Source organism: Bradyrhizobium sp. HKCCYLRH3059 (assembly GCF_051168035.1).
GTDB lineage: Bacteria > Pseudomonadota > Alphaproteobacteria > Rhizobiales > Xanthobacteraceae > Bradyrhizobium.
Map to the genome: position 1 here is coordinate 431,084 of NZ_JBNPUF010000007.1, position 24,510 is coordinate 455,593.

At 65.4% G+C, this 24,510-nt stretch carries 25 protein-coding genes; 8 read left to right on the forward strand and 17 right to left on the reverse strand.

Annotation, left to right across the window (positions count from 1 at the left end; genetic code table 11):
- Positions 1-25: 25 nt before the first annotated feature.
- Positions 26-802 (reverse strand): cyclase family protein, encoded by a 777-nt coding sequence (locus ACQR13_RS23680; protein WP_315756273.1) that lies wholly within the window; start codon positions 800-802, stop codon positions 26-28.
- 50 nt (positions 803-852) lie between these two features.
- A complete protein-coding gene (locus ACQR13_RS23685) occupies positions 853-1,842 on the reverse strand; it encodes a fumarylacetoacetate hydrolase family protein (protein ID WP_434841402.1) in 990 nt (329 codons plus the stop codon).
- A gap of 100 nt (positions 1,843-1,942) precedes the next feature.
- On the opposite strand from ACQR13_RS23685, the gene ACQR13_RS23690 reads away from it, so the two are divergent.
- The 5 genes from ACQR13_RS23690 to ACQR13_RS23710 are packed head-to-tail and all read left to right on the forward strand — an operon-like array spanning position 1,943 to position 5,909.
- A complete protein-coding gene (locus ACQR13_RS23690) occupies positions 1,943-2,878 on the forward strand; it encodes an ABC transporter substrate-binding protein (RefSeq protein ID WP_434863283.1) in 936 nt (311 codons plus the stop codon).
- Positions 2,878-3,576: a GntR family transcriptional regulator gene (locus tag ACQR13_RS23695; protein ID WP_316187018.1), complete on the forward strand. Its 699-nt coding sequence runs from the start codon at positions 2,878-2,880 to the stop codon at positions 3,574-3,576. Before ACQR13_RS23690 ends, ACQR13_RS23695 begins: the two co-directional genes overlap by 1 nt.
- A 1-nt stretch (position 3,577) precedes the next feature.
- Positions 3,578-4,381: an ABC transporter ATP-binding protein gene (locus ACQR13_RS23700; RefSeq protein WP_315752797.1), complete on the forward strand. Its 804-nt coding sequence runs from the start codon at positions 3,578-3,580 to the stop codon at positions 4,379-4,381.
- A complete protein-coding gene (locus ACQR13_RS23705; protein WP_315752796.1) occupies positions 4,378-5,145 on the forward strand; it encodes an ABC transporter permease in 768 nt (255 codons plus the stop codon). The genes ACQR13_RS23700 and ACQR13_RS23705 overlap by 4 nt, the downstream gene beginning before the upstream one ends.
- Complete coding sequence (locus ACQR13_RS23710; RefSeq protein ID WP_315752795.1) at positions 5,142-5,909, forward strand: ABC transporter permease; 768 nt, start codon at positions 5,142-5,144, stop codon at positions 5,907-5,909. Before ACQR13_RS23705 ends, ACQR13_RS23710 begins: the two co-directional genes overlap by 4 nt.
- Before the next feature lie 495 nt (positions 5,910-6,404).
- Here ACQR13_RS23710 and ACQR13_RS23715 read toward each other — a convergent pair whose 3' ends face one another.
- From ACQR13_RS23715 to ACQR13_RS23765, 11 genes are all read right to left on the reverse strand, one after another.
- The gene (locus ACQR13_RS23715; protein WP_316174186.1) at positions 6,405-6,584 is read right to left on the reverse strand and encodes a hypothetical protein; all 180 of its coding nucleotides are present in this window, start codon (positions 6,582-6,584) and stop codon (positions 6,405-6,407) included.
- A gap of 347 nt (positions 6,585-6,931) precedes the next feature.
- Positions 6,932-8,323: a M20/M25/M40 family metallo-hydrolase gene (locus tag ACQR13_RS23720; RefSeq protein ID WP_434863284.1), complete on the reverse strand. Its 1,392-nt coding sequence runs from the start codon at positions 8,321-8,323 to the stop codon at positions 6,932-6,934.
- A 126-nt stretch (positions 8,324-8,449) separates the two neighbouring features.
- A complete protein-coding gene (locus ACQR13_RS23725) occupies positions 8,450-8,797 on the reverse strand; it encodes a RidA family protein (RefSeq protein WP_434863285.1) in 348 nt (115 codons plus the stop codon).
- Positions 8,798-8,804: 7 nt separating this feature from the next.
- Positions 8,805-9,938, reverse strand: a complete 1,134-nt coding sequence (locus ACQR13_RS23730) for an NAD(P)/FAD-dependent oxidoreductase (RefSeq protein ID WP_434863286.1) — start codon at positions 9,936-9,938, stop codon at positions 8,805-8,807.
- Positions 9,935-11,341, reverse strand: coding sequence for an FAD-dependent oxidoreductase (locus ACQR13_RS23735; RefSeq protein ID WP_434863287.1), 1,407 nt, complete (start codon positions 11,339-11,341; stop codon positions 9,935-9,937). Before ACQR13_RS23735 ends, ACQR13_RS23730 begins: the two co-directional genes overlap by 4 nt.
- Entirely contained in the window at positions 11,338-11,634 is a 297-nt protein-coding gene (locus ACQR13_RS23740; protein ID WP_315752789.1) for a (2Fe-2S)-binding protein, read from the reverse strand. The genes ACQR13_RS23735 and ACQR13_RS23740 overlap by 4 nt, the downstream gene beginning before the upstream one ends.
- A 33-nt stretch (positions 11,635-11,667) precedes the next feature.
- Positions 11,668-12,804 carry an NAD(P)/FAD-dependent oxidoreductase gene (locus tag ACQR13_RS23745; protein WP_434863288.1) on the reverse strand — a complete coding sequence of 379 codons (1,137 nt, stop codon included), beginning with the start codon at positions 12,802-12,804 and terminating at the stop codon, positions 11,668-11,670.
- An 11-nt stretch (positions 12,805-12,815) separates the two neighbouring features.
- Entirely contained in the window at positions 12,816-13,625 is an 810-nt protein-coding gene (locus ACQR13_RS23750; RefSeq protein WP_434863289.1) for an ABC transporter permease, read from the reverse strand.
- Entirely contained in the window at positions 13,622-14,503 is an 882-nt protein-coding gene (locus ACQR13_RS23755; RefSeq protein ID WP_315752784.1) for an ABC transporter permease, read from the reverse strand. Before ACQR13_RS23755 ends, ACQR13_RS23750 begins: the two co-directional genes overlap by 4 nt.
- Positions 14,500-15,543, reverse strand: coding sequence for an ABC transporter ATP-binding protein (locus ACQR13_RS23760; RefSeq protein WP_434863290.1), 1,044 nt, complete (start codon positions 15,541-15,543; stop codon positions 14,500-14,502). The genes ACQR13_RS23755 and ACQR13_RS23760 overlap by 4 nt, the downstream gene beginning before the upstream one ends.
- A 116-nt stretch (positions 15,544-15,659) precedes the next feature.
- Positions 15,660-16,691: an ABC transporter substrate-binding protein gene (locus tag ACQR13_RS23765; protein ID WP_434863291.1), complete on the reverse strand. Its 1,032-nt coding sequence runs from the start codon at positions 16,689-16,691 to the stop codon at positions 15,660-15,662.
- 219 nt (positions 16,692-16,910) lie between these two features.
- Between ACQR13_RS23765 and ACQR13_RS23770 the strand changes: the two genes are divergently transcribed.
- Positions 16,911-17,840 carry a LysR substrate-binding domain-containing protein gene (locus tag ACQR13_RS23770; RefSeq protein WP_315752780.1) on the forward strand — a complete coding sequence of 310 codons (930 nt, stop codon included), beginning with the start codon at positions 16,911-16,913 and terminating at the stop codon, positions 17,838-17,840.
- Positions 17,841-17,964: 124 nt separating this feature from the next.
- Here ACQR13_RS23770 and ACQR13_RS23775 read toward each other — a convergent pair whose 3' ends face one another.
- From ACQR13_RS23775 to ACQR13_RS23790, 4 genes are all read right to left on the reverse strand, one after another.
- A complete protein-coding gene (locus tag ACQR13_RS23775) occupies positions 17,965-18,951 on the reverse strand; it encodes an FAD:protein FMN transferase (RefSeq protein WP_316166020.1) in 987 nt (328 codons plus the stop codon).
- Positions 18,932-21,136: a PepSY domain-containing protein gene (locus tag ACQR13_RS23780; protein WP_434863292.1), complete on the reverse strand. Its 2,205-nt coding sequence runs from the start codon at positions 21,134-21,136 to the stop codon at positions 18,932-18,934. Before ACQR13_RS23780 ends, ACQR13_RS23775 begins: the two co-directional genes overlap by 20 nt.
- Before the next feature lie 16 nt (positions 21,137-21,152).
- Positions 21,153-21,623, reverse strand: a complete 471-nt coding sequence (locus ACQR13_RS23785) for a DUF2271 domain-containing protein (RefSeq protein ID WP_315752777.1) — start codon at positions 21,621-21,623, stop codon at positions 21,153-21,155.
- 238 nt (positions 21,624-21,861) lie between these two features.
- Positions 21,862-22,299, reverse strand: coding sequence for a PepSY domain-containing protein (locus tag ACQR13_RS23790; protein WP_315752776.1), 438 nt, complete (start codon positions 22,297-22,299; stop codon positions 21,862-21,864).
- Between the two features lie 140 nt (positions 22,300-22,439).
- On the opposite strand from ACQR13_RS23790, the gene ACQR13_RS23795 reads away from it, so the two are divergent.
- Together ACQR13_RS23795 and ACQR13_RS23800 are read left to right on the forward strand one after the other, a co-directional pair.
- On the forward strand, positions 22,440-23,102 hold the full coding sequence (locus ACQR13_RS23795) for a response regulator transcription factor (RefSeq protein WP_315713274.1): 663 nt from the start codon (positions 22,440-22,442) through the stop codon (positions 23,100-23,102).
- Positions 23,099-24,424 carry a sensor histidine kinase gene (locus ACQR13_RS23800; RefSeq protein WP_316225603.1) on the forward strand — a complete coding sequence of 442 codons (1,326 nt, stop codon included), beginning with the start codon at positions 23,099-23,101 and terminating at the stop codon, positions 24,422-24,424. The genes ACQR13_RS23795 and ACQR13_RS23800 overlap by 4 nt, the downstream gene beginning before the upstream one ends.
- Positions 24,425-24,510: the final 86 nt, after the last annotated feature.

The window sequence follows — 24,510 nt, forward strand, 5'->3', positions numbered from 1 at the left end:
TGACTTCAATCGGAGATTAGGCGCCTCACCCCTCGATGATCGCCACCGCCCGCGTCCATCCGGCCGAGGCGCGCTCGATCTTGACCGGGAAACACGACACCATGAACCCCGTCGACGGCAGTTGCTCCAGATTGTGCAGCTTCTCAAGATGGCAATAGCCGATGTGGCGTCCGGCCTTGTGGCCTTCCCAGATCAGCGCGGCATCGTGGGTCTCGGCGTATTTCTGCGCGGTGAACACGAACGGCGCGTCCCAGCTCCAGCCGTCGGTGCCGGTCAGGCGCACGCCGCGCTCGAGCAGATACATCGTCGCCTCATAGCCCATGCCGCAGCCGGAATTGACGTAGTTGGCCTGGCCGAAGCGCGCGCCGGCCGAGGTATTGACGACGACGATCTCGAGCGGCGACAGCGTGTGGCCGATGCGCTTGAGCTCATCCTCGACATCCCTCGCGGTCACCACATAGCCGTCCGGGAAACGACGGAAGTCGAGCTTCACGCCCGGCTGCAGACACCACTCTAGCGGCACCTCGTCGATGGTCCAGGCGCGCTCGCCACGATTCATCGTCGGATGAAAATGCCAGGGCGCATCGAGATGCGTGCCGTTGTGGGTCGAAAGATTCACCTGCTCGACCGCCCAGCCCTGCCCGTCCGGCAGATCCTCGGCTTTCAGCCCGTCGAAGAACTGCAGCATGCGCGGCAGGCCCTGCTGATGGTCGATATAGGTGATGGTCGGATGATTGCCGGGCGGATCGGCGGGCACGTCGTTCTGCAAGGGCACGGAGATGTCGATCAGTCTGCGGGCCATGGGCGGTCCTCTCGCTTTGTCGTTATTGGTTGTTGTCGTCGGCAGCAGGATCAGACGTCCTGCCGCTCGACCTTGTTCTTCAGGATGCCGATCTTCTCGACCTCGAGCTCGATCACGTCGCCATGCTCGAGATACCAGCCGAGCTCGAGACCGCAGCCGTTGCCGACGGTGCCCGAGCCGATGAACTCGCCGGGCATCAGGGTCTCGTCCTTGCTGATATAGGCGATCAGCTCCTCGAACGAAAACAGCATGCCCTCGCTGACGCCACGCGAGCGGACCTCGCCGTTGACCCGCGCCTCCATCTTCAGGCGATAGGGGTCGCCGATCTCGTCCGGGGTCACGATCCACGGCCCCATCACGTTGCCGCCGTCAAAGCTCTTGCCTTTGGAGGGGCCGAGCCGGCCGTCCATCTCGATGCGCTGCGTGTCGCGCGCGGAGAAGTCGTTGAAGATCGTGAAGCCGAAGATGTGATCGCGCGCCTTCGCGGCCGGAATATCCTTGCCTTTGCCCCTGGTGATGATGCCGAACTCCAGCTCATAGTCCATCACCTTGCTGTAGCGCGGCCATTTCACCGTCGTGTTCGGGCCACGCACGCTGAAGCGGTTGGTGATGTAGAAGATCGGGACCTTGCGATAGACCTCGGGCAATTCGCCGAGCGGCTCGGCATCGATGCGCGCGAGCTCCTGCGCGTCGCCGCGCTGCCGCGCCGCGAGCTTTCGCTGGCCGCGCGGCGCCTGCAGGATGTGCAGCGGAAACGACATGCCGTCGCGCATCTGCCGCGGCTCCGGCACCGGGGCCAGCAGCTCGGTGCCGCCGACGTCGTGCGAGAGGCTTTCGTCGCTGCCATGGCGCTCGACCAGCGCGCGTGCTGCGTCGAGCGCGGCTTCGCCGGCATCGATCAACGACAGCATCGAGCCGAACGCCGGATTGCTCTTGCCAGCGCGGTCGGCGGCCGCGGCGATGTCGAAAAGCTTGGAATCGCCGCCATGGACGACGCCGATCCGCTCCCCGCCTTCCGCCCGAAATGTCGCAAGTTTCACGCTGGCCTCCCCTTGTGTTCTGTCTGAAAATATACAAACATAGAAAATATCGATAAACAAGAGGCGTCCGAGAGACGGGCGCCCGGGGGAGGAGTCAAGGATGCGTCATCGGATCATCAGCGCTGCGCTCGGATCGGTGCTGGCCACGCTTGTGCTCACATCTGCGACACGCGCCGAGAAGATCCAGATCGGCTGCACCGCCACCTCGGACTGCGCCTCGGCGATGGTCGCGGTCGATGAGGGTCTCTTCAAGAAGCACGGGCTCGACGCAGAGATGGTGCTGATCGGGATCAACTCGAACATCCCCGCAGCCATCCTCTCCAACTCGATCCAGATCGGCGGGCCGACATCGACCGTGTTCCTCCAGGCCGCCGACGGTGGGCTCGACCTCGTCGCGGTCTCCGGCGCCTCGATCATGAACAAGACCTCGAACGATGCGGTCGCCGCCTTCGTGCGCAACGGCATCACCATCACTGGGCCGCAGGACTTCAAGGGCAAGAAGGTCGGCGCCCCCGGCATCGGCGCCTTCCTGCACGTGCTGTTCGTGAAATGGCTGGTCGAGAAGGGCGTCGATCCACGAAGCGTCAACTTCGTCGAGGTGACGTTTCCGACCATGGCCGACACCATCAAGTCGGGCGGCGTCGATGCGGTGCTGACGGCCGAGCCGTTCGTGACGCGCATGACCAATGCCAGCCTCGGCACGGTCGGCGCGCGCTACGCCGCCGAACTCGCCCGCACCGAGCCGATCATCTTCTATGCGGCCTCGCGCGAATGGGCCGAGAAGAACCCGGAGACGGTGAAGAAATTCCGCGCCGCCATCGCGGAGACCGCCCCAATCGTGAACAATGATCGTGAGAAGGCCTCGGCCGCCATCGCCAAGTTCACCAAGCAACCGCTGGAGCTGGTCAAGCTGACGGCGCCGAACTACGCCGAGCCGGTGCTGAAGCCCGAGCAGCTGGCGTGGTGGATCGACGTGATGTCGGCGCAGAAGATGCTGCAGACCAAGCTCGACCTCAAGACATTGATCCTCAACTGATGACGGCAACGAACCCGATCCTGCAGACTGAGCCGACGAGCGGCGACACGCTCAGCGAGCGCGCCGCCGCGCTGATCGAGCGCGACATCGTCGCCGGCATTCTGGCCCCCGGCTCGCGTCTGGGGATCGTCGAGCTCGCCAGGCGCTACGAGATCGGGCCGACGCCGCTGCGCGAGGGGCTGTCGCGGCTGGTATCGCGCGGCCTGATCGTCGGCATCGGCCAGCGCGGTTTTCGCGTCGCCGAGGTCAGCCGGGACGATCTCGTCGACATCACGCGCATGCGCACTGTCGTGGAGAAAGAGGCGCTGCGGCTGGCGATGCAGAGCGGCGACGACCAATGGGAGGCCGGCATCATCGCCGCGCTCCATCAGATGCGCCGCTACATCCAGCGCATGCAGACCGAGTTCCGCGAAGGCGCGCCGGAGTTCGATCGCTTGCACAAGGCGTTTCACACCGCGCTGCTGGCGGCCTGCGGATCACGGCGCCTGCTTGCCGCTCATTCGGATCTCTACGACCAGGCCTATCGCTACCGCCGCGTGATGATGCGCAGCTTCGAGGATGGCAGCGGATTCATCAAGGAGCACGAGACGCTCGCCGACCTCGTGCTCGCGCGCAATGCCGCCGCGGCCCAAGCGCGGCTTGAGGCACATCTGTGCTCGACCGTCGATATCGTCTATCCGCATCCGAAGGGAGCCTGAGATGGCAGAGCCTGCCCTCGCATTGGTGCAATCATCTCCCTCGCCTGCGCGCGCGCAGATCGCCTTCGACGATGTCGCGCTGGTGCTCGGCGGCAAGACGATCATCGACACGATCAGCCTGGAGGTCGCATCTGGCGAGATCCTGTGCGTGGTCGGCGCCTCCGGCTGCGGCAAGACCACGGCGCTGCGGCTGGCGGCCGGGCTGTACCAGCCGACCGGCGGCAGCGTGCGCTTCGAGGGCGAGGCGATGCGCGCGCCGCGGCGCGAGATCGCCGTCGTGTTCCAGGACTATGGCAAGGCGCTGCTGCCGTGGCGCACCGCCGCCGGCAACATCTCGCTGGCCTTGGAGACGATCGGAATGCCCTCCGCACAGCGCGAGGCGCGCATCGCCGAGTTGCTCGCCAAGGTCGGGCTCGCCGGCCATGCGGCCAAATATCCGACCGAGATGTCGGGCGGCATGCAGCAGCGGCTGCAGATCGCGCGCTGCCTCGCGCAGGATCCGAAGGTGCTGCTGATGGATGAGCCGTTCGGCGCGCTGGACGCGATGACGCGCCAGGGACTGCAGGACGAGATGCTGGCGCTGGTGGCGGCGACCGGCGCCACCGTCGTGTTCGTCACGCATGATCTCGAGGAGGCGATCTATCTCGGCGACCGCGTGGTCGGCCTGCTGCCGCATCCCGGCCGCGTCGGCCTGGAATTGAAGATCGGCCTGCCGCGGCCGCGCGACCAGTTGGCGACGCGCGAGCATCCGGAGTTCCTGCGGCTGCGGCGCGAGTTGTTCGACTTCATCAAGGCGAGCGAATGACGATGCCGGATCGCATCAAGCCCGCGCTGCTGCCGTTCGCGGCACTGCTCGTGTTCGAAGCCTGGATGCGGCTCGCCGGCGTGCAGAGCGACTCGCTGGCGCCGCCGAGCGCGATCGCGCTCGCCTTGCTGGGCGCGCTGACCGACGGCTCGCTGCTGGCGGCGACGCGCGACACGCTCGCCTCGGTGTTCGCCGGCCTCGCGCTCGGCGGCACCATCGGCCTCGTGCTGGGCATCGCGCTCGGCCTGTCGCCTATCTTCAACCGGCTGATGGAGGTCACGATCGAGGCGATCAGGCCCATTCCTTCAGTGGCGCTGCTGCCGATCGCGCTGATCGCGCTCGGCTTCGGCTATCGCATGGAGATCGCGATCGTCGCCTTTGCCTGCGTCTGGCCGGTGCTGATCGTGACGCGTGCCGCGGTGGGCGGCATCGAGCCGCGGCTGATCGAGGTGGCGCGCGTGCTGCGGCTGACGCAGCGCGATCGCATCAGGAAGATCGTCATCCCCGCCGCCCTGCCCCGCATCTTTCTGGCGTTCCGGCTCGCCGCCGGCATCGCGCTGATCGTCGCGGTCACGGTGGAGATCGCGATCAACCCGCTCGGCCTCGGCGCCGCCATCATGACCGCGCAGCAGGCGTTGCGGCCCGATCTGATGCTGGCCTATCTGGTATGGATCGGCGTGACCGGGTTTGCGCTCAATACCGCGCTGATGGCTGCACAACAAAGCTTGTTCGAGCGCGCGGCCGCGATGGGAGACCCCGCATGAAGTGGTCGGTCGCCGCCTGGCGCCTCGCCAGCTTCGCCGTCGCCGCCGGCATCATCGTGCTGTGGCAGTGCGCCGCCGATCAGCGGCTGATATCACCGGTGTTTCTTCCCAGCCCCGACCGCGCCTGGGCGGCGCTGCTGCGCGGCTTCACGAGCGGCGATCTCCTGACCAAGCTCACGGGCACCCTCACGCATATGGCCTATGGCTGGCTGCTCGCCTCCGCCGCCGGCATCGCGCTCGGCGCCATGATCGGCTCCTCGAAGGCGATGCGCATCTACGTCGCACCGACCCTGGAGCTGCTGCGGCCGCTGCCGGTCTCAGCGATCATTCCTGTCGCCATCGCCGTTCTTGGACTGAGCCAGGGCATGGCGCTGTTCGTGATCGCGTTCGGCTCGCTGTGGCCGCTGCTGCTCGGGACGATCCACGGCTTCGCCGCGGTCGAACCACGACTCTACGAAGTCGCGCGGGTGCTGCACATGTCGCGGCTCGCCGTGATCTTCAAGATCGCGCTGCCATCGGCGGCACCCGACATCCTCGCCGGCATGCGGCTGAGCCTCACGGTCGCGCTGATCCTCGCCGTCGTCTGCGAGATGCTCGCCGGTCTCGACGGCCTCGGCCAATGGGTGCTGCTGTCGGCGCGCTCGTTCCGCTCGGCGGATCTGTTTGCCGGCGTGATGCTGCTCGGAATCATCGGCTACACGACCGCGCTCGCGATGGGCGCGGCCGAGAGCCGGCTGCTGCGCTGGCAGCACGCGCGGCGCTGAGGCTCCGGTCGCACGCGCCCGGTCGGCGACGCGGCGTGGGGCGATCTCGATCTCACACTGTCGCGGAGATATCACCGGCTTGGAGGAGCGCGACTGGACCGAACGCCCATGGGGCCGATTGCGGGGGCCAGAGCACCACCCCACCCCCCTGAAAGAAAGAGGCCGCCGACACACGAAGTGCAGGCGGCCCAAGTCCAGGGAGGAAACGCCCCAAGAAGGGCTAGTTTTTACTTACTAGATCAGGAGAGTCGTGGGTATCCGGATGATACCGGAGGTTGTCATCGCGCTGACGGGTTCCATATCCCGACCGAGATACCGCCAGGTTACGCCGCCTGACGCTCCTCATACCCAACAAATTCCGTGACCTTCTCGGCATTGGAGTCGACCCACCCTGCCATCGGTCCTCCTCCTGCAACGACTGCTCGCGGGGCGCGCGAACCCTCCTCGACACCGGCGGCACGGCACAATGCGAGCCGCGACTTGTAGGTGGCGATCTCAAAAGTCTCGAATGTTGTTGGCGAAGGTGTTCTTCAGGAACTCGTCGCCGAACATCGCATGTTCGATCGCCGCCAAGAGCGGGACCTTCTCAGCGCCACATGGTTGGTGTGACAAGATGCGCGTCATCGGTTCGTTTCCGACCGAGAGCGCCAGGGCTTTGTGCAGCCTCATCGACATTGGGCGCAGGCTCGATTGCTGGCGCGTGGTCGAGCTGGATCACAGGAACCGCGGCGGGGTGTTCCGGAGCGCTGCGCTGATCGCGCGCGCAAGGGAAAGCGGAACTTGCCGAATCACTCGGCTGGTCAACGGGGTCGTGCATGTGGCAGCTCCGAGCCCTGAAGCGGCGATTACTAATCCCTTCCGAGACTAGGCGATATCAACTGCGTTAATCCATGCGCGATCTCGCCGCGTGCGGCCGATTCACCCGCAAGGCGGCGGACGACCGTGTGCTTGCCATCCGTTCGTGGCTGCTCGATGACGCCTCCCGCACTGCACGCGGAATCGTGATGGCCGTTCCGCCGGCATCAGCGCACGCGCGCGCCGACGCGGTCGAGCAGTGCCGCACCGGTGCGGATGCCATTGTAGAAGCAGTCGATCGTCATGTTCTCGTTGGGCGCGTGATTGGCCTCGTCGGCATTCGCATAGGGAACGACGAAGGCGGGAATGCCGAGGATCTTGGTGAAGACGTAGTCCGGCAGACTGCCGCCGGTGCACGGGAATTCGAGCGGCGTCACGCCCTGCGCAAGCGCAATCGCGTCGCGGATGATCGCGGCGAACGGCGAATCAAGTGGCACGCGCGACGGCAGCATGCCGCCGCGCCGGATGAACTCCACCTCCGGCGCATGGCGCTTCACATGCGCCTCCACCTTCGCCAACACGTCGTCCGGCGTCATCGCCTCGACCAGGCGGATGTCGCATTTGGCGAAGGCCTCGCAGGGCAGCACGGTCTTGCTGCCCGGTCCGCCATAACCGCCGTGCAAGCCGTTGATGGTCAGCGTCGGATGGAACATCAGACGTTCGTAGTAGCCGCGGTCGGGCGGCGCATCGAGATGGCTGAGACCGAGGCTCGCCTTGGCGGCATCGAGGTCCAGCGGCAGGCGCTTCACGGCAGCAATGTCCAGCTCGCTCGGCGGCACGATCGCATCATGCAGCCCCTCGATGGTGATCTCGCCCGCGGCATTCTTCATCGTCCCGAGCAGGTGGACCAACGTCCAGATCGGATTCGGCACGATGCCGCCGAGGTTGCCAGAATGCACGTCGCGGCTGGCGTGCTTCGCGCGCAGCTCGAACGAGCACATGCCGCGCACGCCATAGGTCATGGTCGGCCGCCCCGAGGGGTGCATCGGCCCGTCCGCGGTGACGACGAAATCGGCTTTCAGCTCGTCGCGATGCTCAGCGACGAAATCGGCGATGCGCGGGCTGCCGATCTCCTCCTCGCCTTCGAGCAGAAAGATCACGTTGCAGGGCAGCTCGCCATGCACTCGGAGATGGGATTCGATCGCCATGAGCTGCGCGAAATGTTGCCCCTTGTTGTCGCCGATGCCGCGGGCATAGATGCGGCCATCGCGGATGGTCGGCTCGAACGGCGGACTCAGCCACAGCTCCAACGGATCCGGCGGCTGCACGTCGTAGTGCCCGTAGAGCAGCACGGTAGGTGCGCCCGGCTTCTTCTGCCAGCGTCCGAGCACCATCGGATGCCCGGCGGTCGCGATCGTCTCGGCGTCGAGGCCCATCTCCTGCAGCATGGCGACCAGCAGCGCGGCGACCTCGGTGATGCCGATGTTATGAGCGCTGATCGAGGGATGCCGGACATAGTCCATCACGCGGGCCAGGAAATCCTGCTTTTGATTCTCGATGTGAGCGAACACTGCCTTCAGGCCAGCAGATGGACGCGGCAGGCTACGCTCTTCATTCATGATGTCGGCTTTCGGCGCGTGCGGTGGACGGACAGGCTCATGTTCGATCGAATTGGACCGAAAAGCAAATCACGCGCGGAGCGAGCCCCGCGCGTGATCGATTGACCGCTCGATGCGGCGCGATGCTCAACCCTTGACGGCCGCGACCACGATCTCGATCAGCGCGCCGCCGCCGAGATCGGAGACGCCGACCGTGGCGCGAACCGGCAGGTCGTCGCCGAAGAACGCAGTCCAGGCCGCATCCATCTCCTTCTTCTTCGACAGGTCGGTGACGAAGATCTGGCCGGAGACGACGCGCGACCTGTCGGTGCCAGCTTCCTTCAGGAAGCCGTCGATCTTGCCGAGGATGTTGCGGGTCTGCTCGCCCATCGAGGCCGAGGTATCGTCGGCGATGGTGCCGCCGATGAAGACGAAGCCGTTGGCCTCGACGATGCGGTGGTGGATGGCGGAGCGGATCTTGCGGGTGATGGTCATCATGTCCTCATGTGGATGGTGAAGGGATGGAGTTCTGAAAGCGCGCGATGCTGAGATCGCCGATGCGCGTCTGGGTGCCGCCGTGCGCGATGAGCTCGGCCATCACCGCGCCGGCGCCGGGGCCGAGCTGGAAGCCGTGCGCCGAGAAGCCGAACTGGTGATACAGCCCGTCGTGAACGGCGCTCGGCCCGAACACCGGAATGTCGTCGCGCATGCGCGCCTCGATGCCGGCCCAGGCGCGCACGATGGTCGCGCGGCGCATCACCGCGAACAGCTCCGCGACGGTGCGCGCGCTCTCCGACAGCTTGCGCCAGTCGAGCACGGTCTCGTTGCGGTCCTGGTCGGGCGTTGCAAGATGGCCCCCGCCGATCAGCACCGTGCCGTTGGGGAACTGCTTGAACGACAGCTTGCGGCCGCGCAGGATGACGACGGGATCGATGAAGTGCGCGACGGGCGACGTGATCATCAGCATCGGCGCGATGGTCTCGACCGGCACCGGCTCGCCGCACTGTTCCGCAATGCGGCCGGCCCAGGCGCCGGCGGCATTGACCAGCACCGGAGCGGCAAAGCTCTCGGAGCCGACGTCGACATGCCAAAGCTTGCCGTCCTTGCGGATGTTCGTCGCGGCCACGCCCTCGCGAATGAGCGCGCCGAGCTGCTCCGCCTTGCGGCGGAACGCCGTCGTGGTGCGCGCGGGCTGCGCCGCGCCGTCGCGCCGCGACACCACGCCGCCCGGACAGCTCTCCGCCACCGCCGGCACGAGGCGACGCAGTTCCGTGCCGTCGATCAGCTCCTCGTGGCCGAAGCCGCGCGCGTTGAGATCGGCGACGCGGGCGCGACAGGCGTCGAGCTCCGCGTCGTTCTCGGCGACCAGCACCTGGCCGAAGCTTTCGAAGCCGCAATCATCATCGACCAGGTCGCTGATGTTCTCCCAGATGCCCATCGAGCGGATCGACAGCGGAATCTCCGCGACGTCGCGCGCGAGCTGGCGCACGCCGCCGGCGTTGACACCGGAGGCGTGGCGGCCGGCATAGTCCTTCTCGATCAGCACGGGCTTGAGCCCTGCCAAGCACAGATGCAGCGCGGTGGAGCAGCCGTGAATGCCACCACCCACGATGATGGCATCCGTCTTCACCGTCATCCGCGCACCACGGCCTTGGTGGCCTCTTCGGTCTTCGGCAGGCCTGCGAGCTCCGACAGCATGATCGGCTTCACCGGCGCGCGCAGCCGGTAGTAGCCAATCTCCTGCGGGGTCTTGCCGCGCGCCTCGGCCATCAGCTCGGTGACGGTGAGGCCACACAGCCGCCCCTGGCACGGCCCCATGCCGGTGCGGCGATAGGCCTTGAGCTGGTTCGGCCCGGTGGCGCCGATCGCGACGGAGTCGAGCACGTCCTTGGCGGTGATCTCCTCGCAGCGGCATACGATGGTGTCGCCCTGCGGGATACGGAACTGCTTTGCCGGCTGGAACAGAACGTCGAGGAAGGTCCTGCCGCGCTCGGCGCGGGCCAGCTCCGCAGACCTATCGGTGACCTTTGCGCGCGGGCGAAGCGCCTTGATCGCATCCCCGGCCGCCCGCCGGCCGCGCACCACGGCCGCCTGCGCACCGCCAATGCCGGCGCCATCGCCGGCAATGGCGATGCCGGGAATGGAGCTGTTACCAAGGGCATCCAGCACCGGAGTCCAGCACAGCTGCAGCTCGTTCCAGCGATGCTCGACACCGGCGGCCATCGCGAGATTCACATTGGGGACCACGCCCTGATGCAGCAGCAGCAACTCGGCCGCCAGTGTCTCGCGCTTGCCGCCCGCTGTGGCGTAGCTGACCGCCGAGAGCTTGCCCTCGCCCTCTGCCACGAGTTCGGTCACGCCGCTGGTGACGCGCACCTTCGCGCGCACCTCGCGCATCATCGCGAGCCCCTTGCCGAAATAGGGCGAGGTCAGGAACGCGAGGGCATGAGGCAGCGCCGCGATGTAGTTGGCGCGCTGGGTGGTGTCGAGAATGCGATCGATGCGGCCGCCGAGGCGCAGGATCTGCGCCGCGAGCAGCCACAGCAGCGGCCCCTGCCCGGCCAAAATCGTCGGGCCGTCAGGCACGAGGCCGGAGGATTTCAACATCGTCTGCGCCGCGCCCGCGGTCATCACGCCGGGCAGGGTCCAGCCGGGAATCGGGAACGGACGCTCCTGCGCTCCGGTCGCGATGATGACCCGCTTGGCCTTGATGAAGGCCGAGCCGCCGGCCACCGAGACGCCGATCTCGAGATTGCGGTCGAGGCTCCACACCGTGGCGCGATGAATGATCTCCGCACCGCTGTCGCGCGCGGCTTTCACGAGCTGCTTGCCGGACCAATAGTCCGCGCCGAGCAGCGCTTCGCTCTTCAGAGGCGTCGCATCGATCGCACGCCAGACCTGGCCGCCGGGGCCGGCGTTCTCGTCGAGCAGCAGCGTCGACAGAGCGGCGCCAGCCGTCATCTCTGCAGCAGCGAGGCCCGCAGGACCGGCGCCGATCACCACGGCGTCATATTCATCATGCTTCGGCGCGGCGCTCATTTGCCGATCTCCCGCTTGCCCTTCTGGACTTCGATCTGCATGCCCTCGGCGACAGGCACGAGACAGCCTTGCCGGTTACCGACTCCATCGATGGTGACGAGGCAGTCGAAGCACACGCCCATCATGCAATAAGGCAGGCGCCTTGCGCCGCTGACCGCGGTGGCGCGCCGGACGTCGAGGCCGGAGGCGAGCAGCGCCGCCGACACGGAGTCACCCTCGCGCGCGGCAATCGGCTGGCCCCCGACATGGATCGTCACCGATCCCCTCGCATCACCCTCAGTTCGTTTGAACATCATCGTCTCCATGGCGCCTTGCGCCGTCATCCCTCAGTAGTAGCCACTGCCGCCCGCTCCCGCTTTGCTGTCGAAGCGGCTGGCTGTGAATGCACCGACCAGCTCCGGCTCGAGCGCGCCGTCCTTGACCATGCGCGCGATGTCGAAAGCGTGGTTCGCCGCGAGCGTCACGCCGGAATGGCAGCAGGCGACGAAGGCGCCCGGGTGGCTCTCCGACTGCTCGTAGATCGGAAAGCCGTCCTTCGGCATCACGCGGATGCCGGTCCAGCTCCTGACGACGTTGAGCCGCGCCAGATGCGGGAAGGTGCGCTGGGCGCGATCGGCCATGACCGCGTTGACGGAAAAGTTCTGCACGCGGTCGTCGAGCTCGTCCTCCTTGCTGTCGCCGATCATCACCGTGCCCTCGTCTGTCTGGCGGATCGTGGTCAACGGATGCGGCAAGAACGGCATCGTGCGCTCGGTCACGACGATCTGGCCGCGCGTCGGCCCCATCGGCGCCGACAGCCCGACCATCGGCGCCAGGGTCTGGTTGGCATTTCCTGCCGCGAGCACGACCTTCGCCGCGCGGATCTCGCCTTGCGCCGTCGTCAGCCTGAACTCACTGCCGTCCAGCGCGATCGCACCGACCGCACGCTCCGGCAGATAGTCGACGCCGAACTGCTTCATGCCGGCGTGCAGGGCGCGGAAGGTGCGCAGCGAATTCACGTGACCGTCATAAGGGCAGAAGCTGCCGCCCGAGACCTCCGGGCCGATCAGCGGCAGCATCTTCTTCACCTCGGACGCCGGCAGCATCTCCATCTGATAGTCGGCGGCGCCGACCTGGTTGTGCATGCGCGCGACGAGCTGGGTGCGCTGCTCGTACTCGGCCTCGCCGAGGGTGAGATGAAAGCCGCCGTTCTGCTGCAGCACCACGTCGAGACCGGTCTGCGCCTTCAGCTCCTCGGCGAGCTTCGGCCACGCCTTGGAGCCGCGCACCGTCCAGCCGGTGTAGGCCGGCATGCCCAGGCCCTTGCTCTGCACCCACACCAGCGCGAAGTTGGCGCGCGAGGCACGCTTGGCGATGTCGCCCTCGTCGAGCACGGCGACGCGCTGACCGAGCCGGCCGAGCCCCCAGGCAATCGCAGAGCCGAGCAGGCCGCCGCCGACGACGGCGACGTCATAGTCTCTCATCGTAGTATCTCCTATCGTCCTGCGTCGCCGCCTTTGGCAGTGAGCACGCGGTCGAGGCCATAGACGCGATCGAGCACGATCAGGACGGTCATGGTGATGGCGATGACGCTGGCCGACACCGACGTCACCAGCGGATCGATGTTGTCCTGGATGTAGAGGAACATGCGCACCGGCAAGGTCTCGGTGCCGGGCGTCGCCAGGAACACGGTCATGGTCAGATCGTCGAACGACTGGATGAAGGCGAGCATCCAGCCGCTCACGATGCCAGGCAGGATCGCGGGCAAGGTGACGCGGCGAAACATGGTCCAGCCGTCGGCACCGAGCGAGACCGCGGCCATCTCGATCGACCGGTCCATGCCGGTCGCGGCCGCAAGCGTCAGCCGCAGCGCGAACGGAAACACCACGACGACATGGGCGATCACCAGCGCCACGAAGGTGCCGCCGATGCCGACCGACGTGAAGAAGCGCAGGAAGGCGATGCCGAGCACGACGTGCGGGATCATCAAGGGCGACAGGAACAGCGCCGACAGCGCGCCACGGCCGCGGAAGCGATAGCGGCTGATCGCCAGCGCCGCCGGCACCGCGAACAAGAGCGCCACGCACGAGGACAGCGCGCCGAGCCACAGGCTCACGCCGAAGGCGTGGACGAATTCCGGATAGTCGGCGAGCGCCCTGAACCAGCGCAGCGAGAAGCTGGTGATCGGGATCGACAGAAAACCTTCGGGCGTGAACGCAACCCAGCACACGACGACGATCGGCGCCACCATGAAGACGACGAACACGGCATGGAAGATCAGCGCCAGAGGGCCGTTCCGGCTCATCGGAACACCTCCTGATAGCGGCGCTCGATCAGCGCGTTGGAGCCGACGACGATCAGGACGAGCGCGATCAGCAGCAGCACGGCGACCGCGGCGCCGAGCGGCCAGTTCAACGTATTGAGGAATTCGTCATAGGCGAGCGTCGCCGCGACCTTGAGCCTGCGGCCGCCGATGATCGCCGGCGTCGCGAACGCGCTGGCGGACAGCGAGAATACGATGATGGCGCCCGACAGCACGCCCGGCATGATCTGCGGCAGCACGATGCGGCGGACCACCGTCAGCGAGCTTGCCCCCAGCGACAGCGCCGCATTCTCGACCTGCGGATCGAGCCGCTGCAGCGCGGTCCACACCGCGAGCACCATGAACGGCATCATCGCATGCGCCAGCGCGATCACCATGCCGGTCTCGGTGAACATGAACCTGATTGGTGACTCGATCAGGCCTGATGTCATCAGGAGCTTGTTGGCGAGCCCGTTGTTACCGCCGAACAGGAGCGCCCAGCCGAGGGTGCGCGCAACGACCGAGATCAGCAGCGGGCCGATGATCACCAGCAGGAAGAGACCCTTCCACGGCCCCTGCATGCGGTTGAGGATATAGGCCTCCGGTACGCCGAACACCGCCGTGATCAAGGTCGCCAGCACCGCGACGCGGAAGGTGCGCCAGAACATCTCCGCGTAGTAGGGATCGTCCACGATCTCGCGCCAGTTCTTCAGGATGAAGACCGGCTCGATGCCCTTGTACTGGCCCCAATCGTGGAACGACAGCATCACGGTCATCGCCAACGGGATCACGACGACGCCCAGGAACAGCATCAAGGCCGGCAGCGCCAGCGAAAGGCCGGCGCGCGTCTCCGACGAGTTGGACGCGACGGTCGCGCTCATGCTGCAGCCTTCGCAGCGCGCAGGCTCATGTCCGAGACCTGCCAGACGAGATGCACCGCTGCGCCCTGCTCCGGCTGCGGCTGGCCGTCATTCTGCCGGATCACGATGGCGGGCCCGCATTCGGTGTCGCATTGGAACAGCCAGTGATTGCCCTGGAAGATGCGGCTCGTGATGCGCCCTGCAAGCCCGGCGTCGCCGAAGTTGATGCGCTCGGGCCGGACGCTGACGGCTACGGCGCCGGCCACGCCGGCCGGCGCCGGCGCACTCCACGATCCCGCGACCAGTCTGGCCTGCCCCCCGGTGTGGTCCACGGTCGCAGCAAACTCGTTGGTCTTGCCGAGAAACTGCGCGACGAAGGCGGAAGCCGGCTGCTCGTAGACCTGCTGCGGCGTGCCGATCTGCTCGATCCTGCCCTTGCTCATCACGACGATGCGGTCGGACAGCGACATCGCCTCGATCTGGTCATGGGTGACGAGGATGGTCGTGGTGCCGAGATCGCGCTGGATCTGGCGCAGCTCGATCTGCATGTCCTCGCGCAGGCGCGCATCGAGGTTGGACAGGGGCTCATCGAGCAGCAGCAGGCTCGGCCGGATCACCAGCGCGCGCGCGAGCGCAACGCGCTGCTGCTGGCCGCCGGACATGCGGCGGGGATGACGGTCCTCATAGCCGGCGAGGCCGACCAGCGCGAGCGCCGATCGCACGCGCTCCTCGCGTTCCTTGCGCGCGACTTTGCGCATCTCCAGGCCGAACGCGACGTTCTCGGCCGCGGTCATGTGAGGAAACAGCGCGTAGCTCTGGAACACGATGCCGAGGCCGCGCTTCGCCGGTGGCACTGCGACGAGGTCCCTGCCCTCGAGGCGGATCGCGCCGTGTGAGGGATCGAGGAAGCCCGCGATCATCTGCAACGTGGTGGTCTTGCCGCAGCCCGAGGGGCCGAGGAACGAGATGAACTCGCCCTTGGCGACGCCGAGGCTGAACTCTTCGACGGCCGCGTTGGGGCCGAAAGATTTGCCGACGCGATCGATCTCGAGGAAGGACATGCTTTGGATCCAGATGGGCGAGGAATACTGGCGCCCCGCGCACGGTGCACTTCCCTTCCCCCCTGCGGGGAAGGGAGAACACCGTCGTCAACGAGAGGCTCGCAACAAACGACCAGTCAGCGTTCGACCTCGCGATTCCAGCGCTTGGTCCATTCCTCGCGCTTTTCGTTGACCACGGTCCAATCGGGCGCATAGACCTTGGCGGCGCGTTCGCCGATCGGCGCCATCGCGCCCACGCCCTCGGGGACCACGACGGACTTCACGACCGGGCCATAGCCATATTCCTTCAGCATCGTGAGCTGGATCTTCGGATCGAGCAGCAGCTTGATGAAGCTCGAGGCCAGCGGCGAGACCGACAGCTTGGCGATCGGACACGCCGTCGTCAGCAGGCTCACGGCCCCTTCTTTCGGATAGACGAAATCGACCGGGAAGCCGGTGTTGGCAAAGCTCTGCACGCGACCGCTGCCCCACACCGCGATGACCGCCTGCCCCGATTGGAACAGCTCGGTCATCTTGCCGGGCGACGGCTCGTAGGCCAGCACGTTGGGATTGATGTCATTCTTGAAGATCTTGAAACCGGCATCGACATTGCTCTCGCTGCCGCCGTTCATCTTCGCCAGCATCAGGAGCACGTTGAGGCCGTAGGTGTTGTTGATCGGCGGAATGACGAGCAGCTGCTTGTATTTCGGATCCTTGAGATCGTTCCACGAGGTCGGCGCGGCCCAGCCTTTCTCGGCAAACACCTTCTTGTTGTACATCAGGCCGGTGGCGACGAGGCCAATGGCGACCGCCTTGTCGTCCTTGAAGCGCGCGACCTCCAGCAGATCGCCGGGCAGTCCGGTGACCTTGTCGCAGAAGCCGAGCTGGATCGCCTGGTACATCGGGCCGTCATCGACGATCGCGACGTCGATCTGCTGGTTGCCCTTCTGCGCCTGCAGCTTGGCGAGGGTGTCGGTGGAGTTGCCAGCGACGTATTCGACCTTGACGCCGTTGGCCTGCTCGAACGGCGGGATCACCTCCTCGCGGATCGTCTTCTCGAACGAGCCGCCATAGCCGGCGACATAGAGCGTCTTCTGCTGAGCCCAGACCTGCGAGGCAGAGGCCAGGACGGCGACGCCGACCGCCATCAGGAGTTTAGGGTGCTTCATCGGACCGATCTCCATCATCTTGGATACGAGACGGTATTAAAAAACCGCCCCAGGGAGATCGGCTTGCCCGATGGCATCCGCACCCCAGAAACCCGGAGCTGAAGAGCCTAAAAAACGAGCCTTCCCTCACCCTGCCAAAAAAGATCGCAGCAGAGTCTTTGATCGTCCAATGAATAATGGCACCCTATTCATACGAGAATGTTATGGATGTGAGGACGTATGGCGCGGATCAACTCGCGGCAGGTCGAAGCCTTCCGGGCGATGATGCTGAGCGGCAGTGTGACGGAAGCCGCCAAGCTGATGGCGGTGACCCAGCCGGCGGTCAGCCGGCTGCTGCGCGACCTGCAGGCGCTGCTCAAGATGGAGTTGTTCGAGCGCCGCGGCACCGGCCTGGTGCCGACCGCGGCAGCGACGGCGCTCTACATGGAGGTCGAGCGCTCCTTCGTCGGGCTCGATCGCATCACCGCGGCCGCTGAGGAGATCCGTGGCCGGCGCACCGGGACGCTGCGCATTGCCGCGCTCCCCGCGCTCGCCAATGGCTATCTGCCGCGGCTCGCAGGCCACTTCCTGCAGGAACGGCCGAACCTCAACCTCGCGTTCTTCGGCGTGATCTCGCCGATCGTGATCGACTGGGTGCTGAACGCGCAATGCGACGTCGGCTTTGCCGAGGTGCCGATCGCCCATGCCGGGCTGCCGAGCATCAAGCTGCCGGCGCTGCCGCGCGTCGCCGTTCTCCCCGCAGGCCATCCGCATTGCGCGAAGACGATCTTGGTGCCGCGCGACTTCGAGGGGGAGACCTTCATCTCGCTCTCGTCAGGCTCCACCAGCCGGCATCTGATCGATCAGATCTTCCATCGCGAGGATGTCAGGCGCGTGCTGCGGGTCGAGACGACGCTGTCGGAAATCATGTGCGGGATGGTGTCGTCGGGATTGGGCGTCTCGATTTGCGATCCGTTCACCGCGCGCGAATTCGACGGCCGTGGCGTGGTGATGCGGCCATTCATGCCGCGCATCGATTTCGAATTCGCCGCGGTGTTCCCACCGCAGCGCAGCCCCTCGCCGGTGGCGCTGGACCTCGTCGAGTCGGTGCGACAGGCCCTGGAAGAGCTCGGCCGAGCATCGATCCCTGGAGAAACCGATGAAGGTTAGCTGGGCGAACCTAGAACCCGCTGATTGAGCGGCGTGTGATCTGCTCCTTGCTGAGAGCCACCAAGGCCGACGCCCTCGCCACGGACCAGAACGCGGGAATGCTTGTGATTGAGAGTCTGCCGGTTTACGGGCTCATTTCCTGCCGCGCGCCCCGAGGCTCATAGAACAAGGGACCGACAGGAATCTCCAAGAACGTCTCGTTTTGCCGCTGGATGAGCAGTGCATCCAGTCCTTGCTTCTGCGCCAGCGCCTTGCCTTGCTCCGGACCGAGAACCATGAGCGCAGTGGCCCAGGCATCGGCGTCCATGCAGCTAGCGGCAACGACTGAAACTGACGCAATTCCATTTTCTACCGGACCGCCGCGCGATCGGTCCATCGTATGAGAGAGGCGCTTTCGCCCGATATCGACCCAGCGCCGATAGTCGCCCGACGTCGCGACCGCCGCATCACGCAATTCGATCACGCCGAGCGGACCGCGCCGTTCATAGTCAGGCGCTTCCACCGCTACGCGCCACGAGGCTCCGTCTGCCTTGGCGCCCCGCGCTTTCAACTCTCCATCAAGCCCGACCAGCGCATTGGAGACGCCGAAGATCTCAACCACACGCATCATCTCGTCCACGGCAAAACCCTTGGCGATGCCCGAAAGATCGAGGGCGAAGTGGCTATGTTTGCGCGCCCTTCGTCCCGGCACATCCAGTTCAAGAACAGTGTGGGTTGGTGGCATCCGCTCGCGAAGAGCCGCGCGAAGCGCTTGCGCGTCTGGCGCCGAACTGGGAGGTCCGAAACCCCAGGCATTGACGAGACTTCCGAGGCCGACGTCAAAGGCGCCGCCCGAGGCGCGTCCGATTGCAACTCCCCGCTCCAAAACCCGCATGAGTTCAATCGGCAAGGATTCCCAGGTGCCCGGCGACGCTGCATTGAGACGCATCAGGTCGCTGTCCGGCTTCCATGTGGACATCTGATGGTCGACGCAATCGACGGCGTGAGCCAATGCGGCTTCCAGCGCGGCAAGATCGGTCGACGGCGGTGCATAGAGCAGCGCCGACCAGCGCGTTCCCATGGTGGCGCCGCTCAATACATGACGGAGCAGGTCAGTAGACATCTTCAACATACCTCCCTTGGGCTTTGAGTGCGACAGGATCCAGACCGAGGGGCGCCAATACGTCCGCCACCGCCTGCATGACGTCCGCTGCCATGTCGCGCCCGCCACAGACCATGACCTGCGCTCCGTTGGCGACGAGTGCGCGCAGGCGATCGGCGTCATCGCGCAGGCGATCCTGCACATAGCCGCCGCCTTTCACGCGCGAGAAGGCAGTGGTGAGGCTCGTCAGTCGTTTCTCACCCAGCCAGCCATCGATTTCGTGCTCATAAAGAAAGTCCGAGGCTGGATCGCGCCCGCCGAAATAGAGATGCATCGGCCGGCGCCCGCCGTTGGCACGAACAAATCCTGCCAGCGGACCTATGCCGGTGCCGGCGCCGATCAGGATCACCGGTTTTCGTCCATGTGAAGGACGGAAAACGGGGTTTGCCTTCAAGAAGGCCTCGACCCTGTCGCCCGGCTGAAGGCCGTGAAGCAGACCGGAGCAAAGTCCGCCCGGACGCTTGCGGACGCAGATTTCGACGAAGCCATCACGGGTCGAACTTGCCAACGAATAGTAGCGCGGCAAGTTGCAGTCCGGCGGCAGAACCGCGATCAAGTCGCCTGCGGCGAAGCGCGGCCAGGCATGCCCTGTGAGGCGCGCGAACATGCCGCTTCTTGGCAGCGCGAAGCGCAGCACGCAGGTTGGCGCCTGCACCTCCGCGCCGTAATCGACGCGTTCGATGAGCGTCAGCGTATGAGTACGCGGCCGCTCCGGCAAATGTATCAGCGCAATGTCTTCACCCATGACGTCCGACAGGGCCTCGCCCCACCGCGCAAACTCTTGCCCGGACTGGCGGTCGATCGTGACCAGCGGCATCAACGATCTCGAACCTTTACGCGCCAGGGCCGCTTCGACGTCGCGGGCGAATTGACAGAATTGCGGGAATTGCCGATCACCGAAGCCGAGGACCGCGACCGGAAAAGGCAGTGGCGCGGTGATCGCGTCGAGACGTTTGAGGAACGCGCCGGCTGTCGCCGGCGCTGCGCCGTCGCCATAGGTTGCCGTCAGCAGGAACATGCGCTGCGTCGACGGATAGGATCGTAACAAGCTGTCCATCGGAGCGACGTGAACCCTGTGCCCGTTGGCCGTCAGCGCGGCATACAGCGTGCGGGCGAAGCCCCATGTGCTGCCGCCCTCGCTGCCGACCAGGATCACGGTGTCGGCATCTTTGGCGGGAACGTTGTCGGTGATGGGAGCGTGAGCGTGCTTCCTGCTCGACCACACCACGGCTCCGCTTAACCCGAGCAGCGGCACGCCGAGGGCGCTGACGCCGAGCAGCAATCCAAGCCACCAGAGCCCTTGCCCGGTGTGCAGCATGTAGATGAATTCGTAGATCTGCCGGGCGACCGAATTGTCCTGCCAACCCAGCAGCTCTCCACTGACCGAGTCGACGTAGCCCTCGCCTGCAGCCGTGGCTAGCTGGAAGAGATCGTTCGGATTCGCGGGGTTGGGAAACGTCAATTCACGCAGTTGGGAAAGATCGATGCCGCGCAAAGCCTGAATTTGCTCGACCGGAAGAGCTTGGCCGCGGCTTGTCACGCTCGGAAATGCGGACACCTGTGCCGTGCCGTCCGGGATCAGTCCGAACGTCGTGAGCGACAGATACAGCGCCGTCATCGCCGACAGCACGAGCCCGAAGGCCACCAGCCGACCGAGATCGGTATGCAGGCGTTGCATGCCGCCGCCGCGGGAGCAGCCGAGAATGTGCCGCCACCCTCCCATGCGCCGGGCCGTCATCTGCAGACCTGACAGCGTCAGGACAAGCATCGCGAATGCGCTCGCGCCTGCGGCCATGCGTCCGCCATCGCTCAGAAAGAACGAGCGGTGCAGGTTTGTCATCCAGCGCTCGAACGGGGAGCGCACGTAGTCCGAAACCGGCTTGCCGCTGGAAGGGTCCACCACGCTCGCGGCCGGGCCCGCTGCTCCGGAGTAGAAGGCGATGACCTTGCCGGAGGTCAGTCGCTTGATCTGCTCGACGCCAGGATATCTGTGGGCGATCCGGCCGGCGAGGTCGGCGACGCTAATGCTGTCTGGCGATATCGCACCAGCTCTTTCCCAAGCCGGGATCACCGACAGCACCGCTCCGCTCAGGACAAGCACCATCAGCGGCAGGATGACGGCAAAGGCCAGGCCCCTATGAATCCAGCGCAGCATCACACCCATCCTAAGGCTACATGTCGTAAGCGAACGAGCGGATGTAGGTGCGCCCTGCCAGCGGCCGGCCCGCGCCCGCGGATGTCAGCGGAACGACCACCTCGGACGGGCTGTCGCGCATGTCCTCGGCGGCGGCGTCGATATGCAGCTTGTAGCCCGCATCGAAGAGCGCATCCGCAAGATCGAGCGTGATTTTCAGCGTACGGCCGGCTCCGACGCTTGCGCCGGTGATGCCGTTGATATCGGCAAGGTTTCCACGAGAACTGCGCTCCCAGCCGCTGAGATGGCTGTAATATTTGGACTTGGAGCCCGCCATCCACAGCGTGCCTTTGTAAGCTCCGGTCGCGTCGGTCACGTAGAGCGCCAAATACGCGCCGTTCCCGCCGTAGTTGTTGAGCGTCGTGGTCAACGTGACGGGTCGCGCCATGGCCAGCCCGGGGGCGGTCAGCGCGGTGGTCAGGGCAAGGGCGGCAATCATCGATCTCATTTCTGTCTCCGACAGTGGCGTTTCTATCGCGCCATAACTGAATGGCGCGGCTGACGTGCTCCTGAAGGCCGATCCGATTCTGCTTCAGGTCGCCGTCAGGTTGGCGCTCTCTGCAAAAGCAAACGCCCCGCACGACGCGGGGCGCGCTAGAACGCGATGTCGCGTTCGCTCGATTCAGGCGATGTCCGTCGGTCGGGCCAGCCTTTTGCGTCCCACGATGCTCGTCGCTTCCGGACCGCTATTGAACTTGGACCTTGGGGGCCGTGCCGCCCTGAATAAGTCCGTTGGGGGGCGGCGCCGAAGGCGCGGCTGCTCGTCCTGGTCCCGACTGATCGCCTCGCCGGTCTCGGTCACCTTCATCATGATCCTTGTCGTGCTCTCCGCGTTTTTGCTTCACGCGGATCACAGCCAGAGATGCAGGATCAACCTTTGCCTCGATGGCGCGACCGCCTTCGTCCTGTCCCCTGATCTCATAGCATCCATCGTCGATCTTGATTCTGCGCACCGTCCAGCCGCGCGCTTTCGCCATTTGTTCGACCGCTTCGCGCGGCTGCCATTGCGCCATGGGCGCGCTGCAATCGTCATCATCGGCCAGCGCCATGCCGGGGGTCAGCGCCCCCAGCAGAATGGCGGCAATCAACACTGTCCTCTTCACGTTCTCTTGCTCCCGCTTCAAGGCTCCTGCCTGCCTTCTTCTTGAGCCGGTTTCCTGACGTTGACCTGAAGACGCCGCGACTTTTGCTTCAGGTCAACGTCAGAATCTCCTCTATGATTATCTCTAACCTCACAGGTCGACGGGGTGCGCGGAATGACCCGATGCGGATATTGCTGATCGAAGACGACACGATTCTGGGGGCGGCAGTACGCGACCAGATTGTGTCGGATGGCCATTCCGTGGACTGGGTGACCCGCTTGGATGCGGCACGGGAATATCTTGGCACCGCGGCCTATGACCTCTTGCTCCTGGATCTCATGCTGCCGGACGGCCGCGGTATCGGACTGCTGCGCGATCGACGCGCCAAGGGAGACGTGACGCCGGTCATCATCCTAACGGCGCTTGATCAATTGTCCGACCGGATCGAAGGGCTCAACGCCGGCGCAGACGATTACATGATCAAGCCCTTCGATCTCTCGGAGCTTACGGCGCGGCTGAACGCCGTCGCTCGCCGCTATGCCGGCAATCCGAACCCGCTCATCCGAATTGGCGATCTTCAGATCGACCTGGCCGCTCGGTCGATGACGCGTGCAGGAAAGAGCATCGCCCTGACAGCGCGGGAATGGGTGCTGCTCGAGGCTTTCTTGCAGCGTCCACGGCAGGTCTTGTCCAAATCGCTGCTCGAGGAACGGCTCTATTCCTTCGGCGAAGAGATCGAGAGCAACACCATCGAGGTCCATGTCAGCCGGCTTCGCAAGAAGCTCGGACACGCCGTCATTGAGACCGTGCGAGGTCTCGGCTATCGGCTGGGAACCGCCTCATGAAAGGCCCGCGTAGTCTGCAGTGGCAGATCTCGCTGTGGCTCGGGCTCGGCGTCGCACTCCTTTGGATTGTTGCAGCCGTCGTGACCGGCCAAAGGCTGCGTCACGAAATGAACGAAGTATTCGATAGCGCGCTCGAGGAAACGGCTCAGCGGATTCTTCCACTTGCGGTGCTCGACATCCTCGGCCGTGAGGCAGACGGCACGTCTCAGCGTATCGCTACGCTGAGGCAGCACGACGAGTACTTCACTTATGTGGTCCGCGACGAGCGCGGCACCGTACTGCTGCGCTCGCACGGCGCCGACGACGCGATCTTTCCTCCTTTCTCCAAAATGGGGTTTGTCGACACCCCAACCCATCGAATCTACTTCGACACTGCAGTGCGAGGCACGATGACGATCGCGGTGGCGGAGCTGCTGACACATCGCCGCGAGGTCGCGAACCAGGCGCTCCTCGGGCTTGCCTGGCCGTTGGGATTGCTCATTCCCCTCAGCCTTCTCGCCGTATGGGGCGTCGTGCGCGTTTCGATGACCCCGGTCAGGCGCCTACGAAGCGACATTGAAGCGCGCGGCACCGGCGATCTGTCCTCGGTTCCAGCCGCGGGACTGCCCTCCGAGATCGGACCGATCGCCGGTGCCGTGAACGGCCTCCTGGAGAAGCTTCGACGCGCGCTGGAAGCTGAGCGAAGTTTCACGGCCAATTCCGCGCACGAACTACGGACACCGGTGGCTGCCGCGCTCGCGCAGACGCAACGGCTCATCGCCGAGACCAGGGACACCGCGGCCCGAACCCGGGCCCAGCAGATCGAGGTGGCGCTGCGGCGGCTTTCGCAATTGTCTGAAAAGTTGATGCAACTCGCGAAGGCGGAAGGTGGACGGCTTCAGGGCAAGGAGACGACCGACATCGCATCGGTTCTGAAACTGGTCGTCGGGGAGATGATGCGCGATCCGGCTGCGGCCGGTCGGCTCGCCGTCAACATTCCTGCTACGCCGGTCCTTTTCGATATCGATACAGATGCCTTTGCCATTCTAGCGCGCAATCTCATCGAGAACGGCCTCAAGCACGGAGCGCCCCACGCGCCCGTCGTTGTAGCTCTTTCCAACACTGGCGTGCTGACCGTTACAAATGAGGGAACAGCCGTTCCGCCGGAGTTGCTGGAACGCTTGTCTCGCCCGTTCGAGCGTGGCAGCACCGATGCCGACGGCTCGGGATTGGGCCTCGCCATTGCAAAAGCCATCGCCTCCGGAGTCGGGGCCGAGCTTGTCCTGACATCCCCTTTGCCTGGAGCGCAGGGCGGCTTCCAGGCGAGGTTTTCCGCGCCGTGAGTTCGTGGGCGGCTCGTCCATGGTTTTTAGAGGAATTGGGAGCAGATTGGGATGTGGCAATTGGGGCCAATCAGCAGGCCGGCGGC